The sequence below is a fragment of the Desulfoluna sp. genome (genome assembly GCF_030145185.1).
Classification (GTDB): domain Bacteria; phylum Desulfobacterota; class Desulfobacteria; order Desulfobacterales; family Desulfolunaceae; genus Desulfoluna.
This window is the reverse complement of sequence record NZ_JAQYWB010000003.1, coordinates 85,583-98,393: the sequence shown is the minus strand read 5'-3', so window position 1 is coordinate 98,393 and position 12,811 is coordinate 85,583. Positions and strand designations below refer to the sequence as shown.

General features: G+C 54.1%; 10 protein-coding genes. All 10 read right to left on the bottom strand.

Annotation, left to right across the window (positions count from 1 at the left end; translation table 11 throughout):
* Window positions 1–41: 41 nt before the first annotated feature.
* The 10 genes from Q1Q75_RS01500 to Q1Q75_RS01455 all read right to left on the bottom strand — a co-directional run bounded on the left by Q1Q75_RS01500 (window position 42) and on the right by Q1Q75_RS01455 (window position 12,633).
* Window positions 42–1,367, bottom strand: a complete 1,326-nt coding sequence (locus Q1Q75_RS01500) for a pitrilysin family protein (protein WP_300667239.1) — start codon at window positions 1,365–1,367, stop codon at window positions 42–44.
* Window positions 1,285–3,498, bottom strand: coding sequence for a polyribonucleotide nucleotidyltransferase (locus tag Q1Q75_RS01495; RefSeq protein WP_300667238.1), 2,214 nt, complete (start codon window positions 3,496–3,498; stop codon window positions 1,285–1,287). The genes Q1Q75_RS01500 and Q1Q75_RS01495 overlap by 83 nt, the downstream gene beginning before the upstream one ends.
* Before the next feature lie 230 nt (window positions 3,499–3,728).
* Window positions 3,729–3,998 (bottom strand): 30S ribosomal protein S15, encoded by a 270-nt coding sequence (gene rpsO, locus Q1Q75_RS01490; RefSeq protein WP_300667237.1) that lies wholly within the window; start codon window positions 3,996–3,998, stop codon window positions 3,729–3,731.
* 262 nt (window positions 3,999–4,260) lie between these two features.
* On the bottom strand, window positions 4,261–5,172 hold the full coding sequence (truB, locus tag Q1Q75_RS01485; protein ID WP_300667236.1) for a tRNA pseudouridine(55) synthase TruB: 912 nt from the start codon (window positions 5,170–5,172) through the stop codon (window positions 4,261–4,263).
* A 7-nt stretch (window positions 5,173–5,179) separates the two neighbouring features.
* Complete coding sequence (locus Q1Q75_RS01480; RefSeq protein WP_300667235.1) at window positions 5,180–6,142, bottom strand: bifunctional oligoribonuclease/PAP phosphatase NrnA; 963 nt, start codon at window positions 6,140–6,142, stop codon at window positions 5,180–5,182.
* Between the two features lie 105 nt (window positions 6,143–6,247).
* Window positions 6,248–6,664, bottom strand: coding sequence for a 30S ribosome-binding factor RbfA (gene rbfA / locus Q1Q75_RS01475; protein ID WP_300667234.1), 417 nt, complete (start codon window positions 6,662–6,664; stop codon window positions 6,248–6,250).
* 149 nt (window positions 6,665–6,813) lie between these two features.
* Window positions 6,814–9,759, bottom strand: a complete 2,946-nt coding sequence (gene infB, locus Q1Q75_RS01470; protein WP_300667233.1) for a translation initiation factor IF-2 — start codon at window positions 9,757–9,759, stop codon at window positions 6,814–6,816.
* 104 nt (window positions 9,760–9,863) lie between these two features.
* A complete protein-coding gene (nusA, locus tag Q1Q75_RS01465; RefSeq protein ID WP_300667232.1) occupies window positions 9,864–11,411 on the bottom strand; it encodes a transcription termination factor NusA in 1,548 nt (515 codons plus the stop codon).
* On the bottom strand, window positions 11,411–11,941 hold the full coding sequence (rimP, locus tag Q1Q75_RS01460) for a ribosome maturation factor RimP (protein ID WP_300667231.1): 531 nt from the start codon (window positions 11,939–11,941) through the stop codon (window positions 11,411–11,413). The genes nusA and rimP overlap by 1 nt, the downstream gene beginning before the upstream one ends.
* Window positions 11,942–12,303: 362 nt before the next feature.
* Complete coding sequence (locus Q1Q75_RS01455; protein WP_300667230.1) at window positions 12,304–12,633, bottom strand: MerR family transcriptional regulator; 330 nt, start codon at window positions 12,631–12,633, stop codon at window positions 12,304–12,306.
* Between the last annotated feature and the right edge of the window lie 178 nt (window positions 12,634–12,811).

Sequence of the window (12,811 nt, the reverse complement as noted above, 5' to 3'; positions counted from 1 at the left end):
TTAAAATCTATCGGTCTCAAGCGGCGACTGCCGACCGGCCATCAGAGTCCGAAGACCTTTCGAATCTTCTCTTCTGACGGTGAGGGTCCGAGAACGGCGATGGCCGGCTCTTGAACAAAGGAGAACTCGGCGATCTTTCGGACCTCTTCCGTGGTAACGGACTCGATCTTTTCCACCACCTCGGCCATGGGAATCTGTCCACCGAAATGAAACTCACTGGAAGCGAGGCGGGCCATTTGGCTGTCCACACTCTCAGAGGCCAGGAGAATGTTCCCTTTGGTGAAGGCCTTAGCCTCCTCAAGGGTCTCTTCATCCACCCCATGCTCACAGATACGAGCCAACTCGCTTTTTACCACGTCCAGGCATTCCGTCAGCTTATCGGGCATCACCCCGGCGTAAACGCCGACCATGCCGCTGTCCACGTAGGATGCGTTAAATGAATAGACGTTATAGGCGAGGCCTCTCTTCTCTCTGATCTCCTGGAAAAGACGGGAACTCATGTTCCCACCCAGGATGGTATTCATCAAAGAAGAGGCAAACCGCGTCTCGTCGGTCACGGGAAGACCCGGCCAGGCAAGGCTGACATGGGTCTGCTCGATATCCCGGGAGAGAACATTCACGCCGGAGACAGGCTTGGGCACCTCACGCGTCGGAAAACCGTCACGTGCCTTGATCCCTTCGAAGGCCGGAGCCAGCAGGGAGAGAATCTCATCGTGATCGACATGTCCCGCACAGGAGATCAGAACCCGGTCAGGCTGATACAGGTGAGAAAAAAACCGCACCAGATCCTCTCTGCCGTATCCCATAATCTGTTCACGGGAGCCCAGAATCGATCGTCCCAGGGCATGATCGCCCCAAAAACACTCTTCGAGCAGCGTGTGAATATGATCCTCGGGGTTGTCCTCCACCATGCCGATCTCTGAAAGAATCACAGGCCTTTCGCTCTCCACCTCTTCTTCCGAAAAGGTAGAGTTCAAAAAGATATCACTCAACAGATCCGCCATGGTCACGAGATGTTCGTCCATCACACGAGCGTGATAGCAGGTGTTCTCCATGGAGGTAAAGGCGTTGGTCTGGCCACCGATGGCGTCAAAGGCCTTGGCGATATCGTAGGCCGAACGCTTCTGAGTCCCCTTGAAGAGCATGTGCTCAATGAAATGGGAAAGTCCCCCTTCCATCACGGTCTCATCACGGGCGCCTGCGTCTACCCAGACACCCATGGAGACGGATCGAACATGGTCGATCCGTCTCGATACGATACGTACACCATTTTTGAGTGTGGTTTTATCGACGGCCCCTGTCATTGCCCCCTCGACCGCCTCTTCCGCCGCGTCCGCGGTCATCTCTGCGTGCACCACGATCTTCACGTCGCTCGCCGCCATCTTCACGGGGAGGACGAACCTCGGTGCCTTCAGGTACAGGGAGAGTGGCTTTGTGGCTCAGGCGAATCTTCCCGTCACGGGTCACTTCAAGGACACGGACTTTCAGTTTGTCGCCTTCCTTCACAATGTCGGTGACGCTGTTGACCCGGTAATGGGCCAGCTCGGAGATATGCACGAGGCCATCCATGCCCGGACGGATCGCTACGAAGGCGCCGAAATCGGCAATCTTCACAACGGTGCCGTCGTACTCTTCACCGGGCTCTGGGTCGGTGCCGATGTCGTTGACGATCTGCACTGCTTTGGCTGCATCTTCGGCGTTAACGGCGGTAATCTTCACCGTGCCGTCATCGGAGACTTCCAAGCGGGTATTGGTGTCGGCCTGGATCTGACGGATGTTCTTACCGCCGGGGCCGATGATGTCACGAATCTTGTCGGGATTGATCTTGACCACATGCACCTTGGGTGCGTGGACGGAGATCTCTTCACGGGGTGTCTCAATGGCAGCAAGCATCTTGTCGAGGATATGAAGACGACCGGCTCTGGCCTGCTCCAACGCCTTGATCATGATCTCTTTGGGGAGCTCATTGATCTTGATGTCCATCTGCAGGGCCGTGATGCCCTCGGCGGTTCCCGCCACTTTGAAGTCCATATCGCCGGTGTGATCTTCATCGCCGAGGATATCGGAGAGAATGGCCACCTGGTCGCCCTCTTTGACGAGCCCCATGGCGATCCCTGAAACAGGGTTGGAGATGGGAACCCCACCATCCATCAGAGCCAGAACACAGGAACAAACCGTTCCCATGGACGAGCTGCCGTTGGACTCGGTCACTTCGGAGACAAGACGCACGGTGTATTCGAAATCTTCCTTGGCAGGAAGAATCGGCTCAATGGCTCGGAAAGCCAAGGCACCATGACCGATTTCACGTCGGCTGGGAGCCCCCACACGCTTGCACTCACCTACAGAGTAGGGAGGGAAGTTGTAGTGAAGCATAAAAGGCTTGGTGGTATCCCCTGAAAGCGTCTCCACGCGCTGCTCGTCCATGCCGGAGCCCAGGGTCAGAATCCCCATGACCTGGGTCTCACCACGGGTAAACAGGGCACTGCCGTGAGGGCGGGCCAGAACGTTCACATCGCAGGTAATGTCGCGAATCTCGTCAAAGGCACGACCGTCGATACGGTGTCCGTCTTCGAGGATGATGGCACGGGCCACCTTCTTGCTGAGCTTGTTGAAAATTTCAGAAATTTCCCCTTTGCGCTCAGCCTGTGCCTCGGTCAGACCAGCCATCAGCTCAAGCTTAACGGCAGACATAGCGGCTTTGCGCTCCATCTTGTCTTTCACCTGAAGGGCGTCCTTGATCTTGGCAGAAACCTGACCTTCAACGAAGGCATAAAGGTCCTCATCCATCACAGGGGCTACAACCACACGCTTTTCACGGCCAACCGCCTCACGCATCTGCTCCTGAAGCTCGATGAGGGGCTGGATGGCATTGTGACCCGCTTCAAGGGCCGCAATCATATCGGCTTCAGAAACCACTTTGGCTCCGGCCTCTACCATGGTGACCCCGGTCTTGGAACCGGCCAGAACGATGTTGATATCGCACTCGGCAATCTGGCTCAAGGTGGGGTTGATAACGAATTCACCGCCCACACGGGCCACACGCACGGCGGCGATGGGGCCAGCAAAGGGAAGCTCGGAGATATGAAGCGCCGCGAAGGTGGCGATCATCGCCAGAACGTCGGGTTCGTTCTCCTTGTCCATGCTCATGACGGTGGCGATAACCTGAGTCTCGCAGCCGTAGCCATCAGCAAAGAGGGGACGGATGGGGCGGTCGATAAGACGGCAAGTGAGAATCTCTTTCTCACTGGGACGTCCCTGCTCACGCCTGAAATAGTTACCGGGGATACGCCCCGCGGAGTAGATCTTCTCCTGATACTCTACGGAGAGGGGAAGGAAATCGATGCCTTCCTTGTTTTTATCGGCACCGACAACGGTGACCAAGACACTGGTTTCGCCCATCTGTGCGATGACGGCCCCGCAGGCCTGCTTGGCGATTTTTCCGGTTTTAAGGGTCAGTGTCTTTCCGTTCAGCTCGGTTTCAAAGCTGTATTCTTGCATCTAATGCTCCTTGGTTAGGTGAAACCGCTGCTTTTTTAGAGGCCTATCATCGAACGTCCTCATAAATAACGGCACGCGTGAGCCATCCACCCAGGTTTACAGGGGTCGATACCTCAGGTGTGCTTATTTAATAAGGAGTTCGTTTTAGAGTTGCCTCTTGTGCGGCGGTACGGGGTATGGGACTGCGGAAGACACAGGAACAATTTCCCGTGCCTTCCGCAAAAAGCCATCTATCGTTTCAGACCGAGTCGTGCAATCAGATCACGGTATCGCGTGATGTTTTTCTTCTTGAGATAGTTCAGAAGACGGCGTCGACGACCAACAAGAATCAGAAGGCCACGACGTGAGTGGTGATCTTTCTTGTGTACCTTAACGTGATCCGTAAGGTAGATGATTCGGTCGGTCAGAAGCGCAACCTGCACTTCGGGTGAGCCGGTGTCGGACTCGTGTGTTTTGTACTGCTCGATGGTTCCCAGTTTCTGCTCGGTGGTAAATACCATGGTACGGCCTCCTGTCTGGACGTGCATCGTGGGAGGGCACTCTGTCCACTCCGTCATGCGGGTCGTCCTTAATTAATAATCTGGAATAATGAAAACCGACAAACCGTTTGGCAAACGCGTCCGTCAGCCCCGCTCGGCCTTCTCCAATCCGATATTCCATTCAGACCGGCTGCATCATCGGGCGGTTACTTCTCTATTTTTGCCTGTATAAACGACCTCCTTCACAGGAAAATCGCTACACAAATAACGAATAATTATACCTTTATGCGTTAAAAACACAACAATATTTATGATGGGCACCACATTTAGCCGACTCCACCACGGCAATCAAGTGCCCTTCGCCGTCAAGGACCCGGCAAAAATCCGCTCCCGAGTCCTCGCCGCAGGGGCGCCAGGGGAGCTGATTTCCATTCATGACCGCGGCCCGAGCCACCTCGTCGACCACAAAAGCGGGCAGATGAGACACAGCGTCCGACATAGGAATCAGGGGCAGGTGCTCGAAGTCCATCGATTCCGCCTCCACCTCGGCCAGGGTGAGCGCCTCATCCACATGGAAGCCCAAACTCTCGATGCGACGAAGTGAGATGAGATGGCCCACCGTCCCGAGAGCTTCGGCCATATCCCGAGCCAGGCTGCGAATATAGGTTCCCTTGGAACAACTGACTTCAAAATCAAGGTGCGGAAAAGCGTAGGACGTCAGAGTGTTTTTATACAAGGTCACAGGCCGGGGAGGTTTCTCCACCGGCTGCCCTTTACGGGCCAGCTTGTACAGAGGCACCCCCTTGTGCTTGAGGGCGGAATAAACCGGAGGCACCTGCATAAAATCTCCGGTAAAAGCGTGAAAAACCTTGTGGATCTCAGGAAGCGCCAACGTCGACGCAAGGTCGGCCATCACCTCCGGTGTTTCGGTCTTGAGGACCTCGCCTTCGGGGTCGAGGGTATCGGTCAGGGTCCCGAGAACCAGACGCCCGGTATACCGTTTGTCCGCATCGAGGAAAAACCGGGAAAGCCGCGTGGCTTTCCCGACCGTGATAACCATCAGGCCGGTCGCAAAGGGATCCAAGGTTCCCGCGTGGCCCACCTTGGCAAAAGAGAACCGCTTCTTGATGCGATAGACCACTGAAGCCGATGAAATTCCCGCCGGCTTATCGATCAATATAATACCGTCTTTCATGAATCCCCTAAAATATATCGGAAAGCCGAAACACGTTTTTTTTGATTTCGGCAAGGCTGGTATAGGTCGTGTAGGCCGCAGCGCCCGAATGCCCACCGCCCCCATAGGACTCGGCAATGGCGGCCACGTCTACAGGCCCGTTGGATCGTAAGCTGACATGATAATGGGAGCGATCCCCCCCCCCGGGAAGGCGCTGTGATTCCTGGATAAGAACAGCCACCTGTACATCTTCGATGTGTTTGGCATAGTTCACCAGGCCATTGATATCATCCACGCTGGTCTCGGTCTCACGCAGCATCTCCTGGGTCAAATACATGACCGAGAGCTTTCCATTTCGTGAAATCTGGATGGTATCCAGCACCATATTGAGCAGCTTAAGCCGCCCCAGAGAATAGGTGGCAAAAAGCTTCTGTGCGACCGTGTAGGAGTTCACGCCCAGCTCCACCATACGCCCGCAGATATAAAAAGCCTTGGGATTGGTGTTCTGAAACAGAAAAGAGCCTGTATCGGTGAAAATGGCGGTGTAGATGGCATACGCCATGGCCGAATCGATCGCAATCCCCAGGTCCATCAAAATCTGGTAAACCAACTCACCGGTCGAGGACGCCGCGGGATCTATCATCTGGTGGGCACCGAAACCGGTGTTGGTCAGATGATGATCAATATTAATCAGGGTAGGGATCCGGCTCACCGCATCAGCCAGCCCCCCCACGCGGGAAAGGTCACTGCAGTCCAGGGCGACGGCGGTATCGTAGTCAGAAAGAGGGCCGGGATCTGAAACAATCTGTTCAATCCCCGGAAGAAAACGAAAAATGGCAGGAATGGGGCTCTCGTTATAGAGACGCACGGTCTTGCCCATCAGAGAGAGGCCACGGCCCAACGCCAGAATCGAACCGATGGCATCGCCATCGGGCCTTACATGGGTCACTAAAAGCAGACGTCTGCTCTCCTTCAGCGATTTGAGAATCATCGTCCTGATGGCCTCTTAAAGCGGTAAACAATCCGTTGATAAAAAACCACAGGAACACATCGGCACCCTGAAACAAAGCATGATGAAGTCACGATCGCTGCCGAGTTACGACTCCGTATCCTCAGAAGCGTCTGTATCCTCAGGAGTCTCAGACTCCCCAGGCGCAGCAGACTCATCCTCAATGGAAAGAGATTTCAGCACTTCGTTGATATGGGAGCCATAATCGAGGGATTCATCATAAAGGAAGATTAATGCGGGCATAAACTTCATACCCAGTGTTCCGGCCAGGGATTTCTTCAGAAAACCCGAGGCGCTCTTGAACCCTGACAGGGCCTCGTATTTGGCTTTTTTCCCGCCGGAAACGCAGAAAAAAACCTGCGCATGGCGCAAGTCGTCGGTGAGTTTTACACCGGTAATGGTGACCATCTCAAGACGGGGATCGCTGATCTTTTTACACAGCAACGCCGAGATGGTGGCCTGAATTTGAACGCTGACCCGATCAGCACGAGAAAAGGGCTTCATACTGAGTATGTATCCTTTGGTGTCAAACGTTGAAATGCCCCGCCATGAAAAACCAGTAAGGCTATGGCGGGGCATTACAACGAAGAAATCTTACAGAATCATCTGATAAAGCCGACCCGAAGGCCGGCGTCGTATCTAATCAATTAGCTCTAATCGAGGGAGGGCTTAATCTCTTCCATGTAGTAGCAATCGATGGTATCCCCGAGTTTAACGTCGTTGAAATTTTCGATGCCGATACCACACTCATAACCCTGAGCGACCTCTTTGGCGTCATCTTTAAAGCGCCGGAGAGAACCGAGATTGCCGTCGTAGACAATCACACCATCTCGAAGGAGACGGACCTTGTTGCCACGAACGATCTTGCCTTCCGTCACATAAGATCCAGCGATGGTACCCTTCTTGGGAATCACAAAGGTGTCCCGAACTTCGGCACGACCCAGGATCTTCTCTACAAAGGTAGACTCCATCAGCCCGACCATGGCATCTTTCAGATCCTTAATGGCATCGTAGATGATGTCATAAAAGCGCATGTCCACGCTCTCTTCCTTGGCCATGTTCTGGACCTTGGTCGCGGGGCGCACGGCAAAGCCGAGGATGATAGCATTGGAAACAGCCGCCAGAGAGACGTCGGATTCCGTGACAGTCCCTGTCGCTGCGTGGATGACGTTGACCTTGACTTCGCTGGTGGAAAGCTTGCCCAACGATTCCCTGAGAGCCTCAATGGAACCATGAACGTCAGCTTTAATGATCAGGTTAAGATCCTTGACCTCGCCTTCTTCCATCTGTTCAAAGAGACGTTCCAGAGTCACCCGGCTGTTCTTCGCCAGTTCACGAGCGCGAGATTTCTGAAGGCGGTGAGCACTGACCTGCTTGGCGTCTTTTTCGTCCTTAACCGCCACCATCTCATCACCCGCTTCGGGAACACCGGTCAAACCGATGATCTCCACAGGCATGGAGGGACCCGCTGCAACCACCTGAGCGCCCTTGTCATTGAACATGGCGCGAATTTTACCGTAGTACATCCCGCAGACCACAGACTGACCCGCTGTCAAGGTACCATCCTGAATCAATACGGTGGCCAGGGGGCCACGTCCGATATCGAGTTTGGACTCAACCACGTGGCCAATGGCCAGGCGATCGGGGTTGGCAGCCAGTTCGAGCACTTCGGCCTGAAGAAGGACCATATCCAGAAGGTTACTAATCCCTTCATGGGTCTTGGCAGAGACGTTAACAAAGATGGTTTCGCCGCCCCAATCTTCAGCGAGAACGCCGTGCTCAGAGAGCTCACGTTTCACACGGTCAGGATCGGAATCGGGCTTATCAATCTTGTTCACAGCCACAATAATCGGCACATTCGCCGCCTTGGCGTGGTTAAGCGCTTCAACGGTCTGAGGCATGACACCGTCATCGGCGGCCACCACCAGAATAACAAGGTCGGTCACCTGGGCACCACGGGCACGCATGGCGGTAAACGCCTCATGGCCGGGAGTATCAAGAAATGCGATGGTGCCGTTTTCGGTTGCGACATGGTAGGCCCCGATGTGCTGGGTAATGCCCCCTGCTTCCCCTGAGGTCACAGAGGTATGTCGAATCACATCCAGCAATGAGGTTTTACCATGGTCGACATGGCCCATAATGGTCACCACAGGAGACCGGGTCACACGCTTTGAGGGATCCTCATCCACAACGGAGGTGCTTAAAATGGTATCTTCTTCAAACGCTGCACGTTCGACCTCAAAACCAAACTCTGTCGCCACAAGTTCGGCGGTATCGTAATCGATGGTCTGGTTGACGGTGGCCATGACGCCCATACCCATGAGCTTGATAATCATGTCATTGGCCTTGATGCCCATGCGCTTGGCAAGTTCAGAAAGCGCGATGGTATCATCCACCTTGATGCGACGCTTGATGGCCTTGGGAACGGTAATCTGGGTTTTCTGGCCCACGGGCTGCTGCTTGTTCCTGCCGCCCTTGCGCCCTTTGCGACCGCGTCCCTCGGAGTAAAGGGCGTTGCCCTCCACCACCGTCTTCTTGCGACCTTTTTTTCGAGCGCCGAAGGCATCGCCGCCACTGACTTCACCAGGTCGACCGCGACGCCCTTTTTTGGCGCGTGCGTCACCGGCAGTTTCACCACCTGTAGGCGGCATGGCGGGCTCTTTCGCCCGGGCCGGTCGATCCGCTTGAGGCGCTGCGGGACGAGAATAGCCGTTGCCTCGGTGAGGCGCCTCCTCTTTTTCTTTAAGAAAAGCGGGTTTGATCCCAGGCTCGGGGAGTTTAATGATTTTCGCAGCCATGAATTTCTTCACTTTTTTCCGCTTCTTTTTGGGCTCGTCCTTCTCCGTCGCAGAAGTCTCCGCCTCATCACTTTGTCCCTTTTTGCTCGCATCTCCGGTCTCAGGAGTCGAAACCACTTCATTTTCAGCGACTTTCTCAGCCACCGGTGCCACCTCTTGGGTGGGTTCGGCATTCATTTCTGCGACACTCTCCTCTTGATTCTGAGCCTCAACAACCGGTTCTTCCGGTGTTTCGACAACAGGGGCTGACGTCGCTTCAACTGGCTCAGGGGCGACCTCGGGTTCAGAGGACTCTTCCACAGAAGGTTCCTCCAACTCGGGACGCTTGATGATGCGGGCCGGCACATTTTTCTTGGCTTTCTTGGGTTTAACGGAATCAGTAGTGACCTTCGCCTCAGGGGTCTCTTCCTCAGCCTCTACCGCCTCATCAACAGGGGGAGTGACCTCAGGAGCTGCTTCTTCAGCGATTTCTGACTGAGGGGGATCGACCTCGGGACGTTCCACCTCATTTTCCGCCATAACGGCGGGTTCTGCGTCGGATTCGGAATCCTCGTCGGCCTCCGCGCCGTCTTCATCGTTACTGCGCTTGCGTCGCCTGATTACGGTCTTACGAACGCGCTTGTCCCGAGACTCCGGATCTTTATCGCCAAAGAGATTCTTTCGGATCAGTTCGACGGTCTCATCCTCGAGAGAACTCATATGACTACCAACCTCAATGCCCATGGCCTCAATTTTATTGAGCAACGCGCGGTTGGTCATATTCAGGCTTTTGGCAAGTTCATAGACTCTGATTTTTGCCATTCAATCCCCCTAATATATTCTGCAATATATTCTGCAACAACTCCCTGTTCACATGGCTTACCGAAAAACCAATCCTTGTGTGACGCCCACCCGGGTATAAAGGTTTACGCGTCGGGATTCGGCTCGGGGTCTGATTCCTGTTCCGGGCTGTCGTCACCCTCGTCGACCTCATCGGTCTCCGTGGGTTCCGGCTCGGGTCCTGATTCCTGCTCCGGGCTGTCGGTCTCCCCGTCGGCCTCATCGGCCTCCGTGGATTCCGGCTCGGGTCCTGATTCCTGTTCCGGGCTGTCGGACTCCCCATCGACCTCATCGGCCTCCGAAGGATCCAGCTCAGAATCCACTGACACATCTTCGTCAGCGATGTCGCTTGTGACCTCATCATCTGCAGAGGCCTCGTCTTCTTCCGTGCCTGTCACATCAGATTCAGGATTTCGGGCGGATTCAAGAACCTGGGTCGCCCGCTCCTCATCGAAGCCATCAATTTCAAGAAGTTCTTCCATTGATGCATCCGCCACATCCTCAAGGGTATAAAACCCACTGGAATGGAGCGCTTCAGCCTGAGCCGCGCCGACGCCGGAAATACTCATCAGTGCATTAAACTCGTCCTTTAAAGAACGGCTGTGTTCTTCTTCACTGACCACATCCAGCTGCCACCCGGTCAAAACAGATGCGAGCCGAACGTTCTGGCCCTTTTTACCAATCGCCACAGAGAGATAATCCACAGGGACAATCACTTCCATGGTGCGGGTATCTTCATCAATAATCACCTTGGCAATCTCAGCTGGAGCCAGGGCATTGCAGACATAACGAGCAGAGTCAGGGTGCCAGGGGATAATATCGATCTTCTCCCCTTTGAGTTCCTGGACCACGTTCTGCACACGGCTTCCCCGCATGCCCACGCAGGCGCCAACGGGATCTATATCTGAATCGATAGAGCTGACGGCGATCTTGGCACGAACACCCGATTCACGGGCCGCACCGTTGATCTTAACCACACCCTCCATGATTTCAGGAACCTCAGTCTTGAAAAGAGCAATGAGGAACTCAGAGCTGGCCCGGGTCAAAATGACCTGCGGACCGCGGGATTCTAAAAGGATATCCTTGATCAAGGCACGAACACGGTCACCTCGACGGAAGGGTTCCCGGGAAATCTGCTCGCGCACAGGAAGAATCGCTTCGGTGTTCCCCAGGTTGACGATCAAATCTCCGCGGTCGACACGCTGAACGATACCATTAATGATTTCGCCCTTGCGATCGATAAAGCTTTCGTAAATCGCTTCGCGCTCGGCATCCTTCATCTTCTGAATGATGACCTGCTTGGCCGACTGGGCGGCAATGCGCCCAAAGGTAGAGGTATCCACTTTCAGACCGAGGCTGTCGCCCATGTCGCAATCGCTGTCGAGCTTGCGGCCGTCTTCCATGGTGATCTCCACATCCGGATCGATCACCTCGTCCACGACCTCTTTAAATTGAAAGACTTCAATTTCACCAGATTCTTCGTTGTACTGAACCTCGATGTCAGCATTCTTGCCCAACTTCTTCCGGGCCGCAGACGCAAGGGCTTCTTCCATTGTCTTGATCAGCACATGAAAATCGATGCCCTTGTCTTTGCTGACCTGCTCGACAACCCGTTTGATCTCTGAAATTTGCATCAGCTCTCCCCAATATTTCCGACAAGTCTGGCACGTTTGATGTTCTCAAGTGCAATCTCGTGCGTTGTTCCGTCAACGTCTATGCATACCAGCTCACCCGGGGCCAGCCCGAGAAGCGTGCCTTTGAAGCGACTTTTCCCTCCGACTGGAGAGTCTGTCTTGATCACCGCCGCTCGACCCTTAAAACGCTGAAAATCTGTCAGCTTTGAAACGGGACGATCCAGGCCCGGCGAAGAAACTTCCAGGCGATACTCGCCTCGAATTTCCAAAGAGACATCCATCACGTCTCCCAGCTGTCGGCTCACGGAGGTGCAGTCACCCACGCTTACCCCGCCTTCCTTGTCAATATAAACGCGCAGGATAGATTGGCTGAGTTCCATGACGGTCTCAATATGGACAAGTTCCAGCCCTTCTCCCTCACACAACTCATCGGCAAGATGGCGTGCCTCGGCAAGATGCCTTCCGGTGATAACCGAACGAGGTCGGTTCTCTTTTTTTTGTAATTTCTGTTTTTTGGAGCGGGTGCTCATACTGCCTATCCGTTCATGTCACTGTAACACAGCGCAATATAAAAACAAAAAACGGGCGCTTTGCCCGTTCTCAAATGCAACAGACCTTCATGTCACGGCGACGCCTTTGCAAGCATCCGCCATTGCCAAATGGCCTCAAGAAACGGGGCACACCCAGCAAGAGCCCCGAAAAAAGGGACTGTCTCAGGGGGCGCACGAATGGTAAAAACGTCAGGGTCTAACCCCGAAACGCCCACCAAAGGCAGTGTTTACAGCCTCGTTGCGTACAGCTCCCTCAACTTTCCAGCCTTATCTAATAAGATAAAAAAAGTGTATTGTCAATACATTAATCGGAGACGCGGTTCACGCACGTGCCCACTCACCTAAACCAAGGCTCGAATCACTCTCAATTCAGCCATGATCTCCTTGAGAACATCACGGGTGGCCCCCTGAGGCCCCTCGCTCTCTTTTCCTCTGGCGCAGATCATTTTTTTAGCGCCTTCAATAGTATAACGCTCGTTATGAAGCAGCCTCTTGATCTCAAAAATCACATCAATATCTTTTCTGCGATACATACGCTGGCCAGACTCGGTACGCTTGGGACGAATGGCGGAAAACTCCCCCTCCCAGAAACGCAGAACATGGGTTTCCAAACCGGTCAGGCTGCTGACCTCACTAATCTTAAAATACTTTTTCTGAGGGACAATACCCATTTTCTACTCCCCTCCTCGGTTTCAAGGCAGACAGGCCACCTTTGCGGATCACCCGCACAACCCTCCTTTTCCCGACCGCCTGCTCATCCATCGGCGGCCCCGTGCTATCAAAAAGACATTCGGTAAAAAACGTTCAAGTGCGTGCCGCAGGCCTTTTCCACGTTTTTCAGCAAAAGTC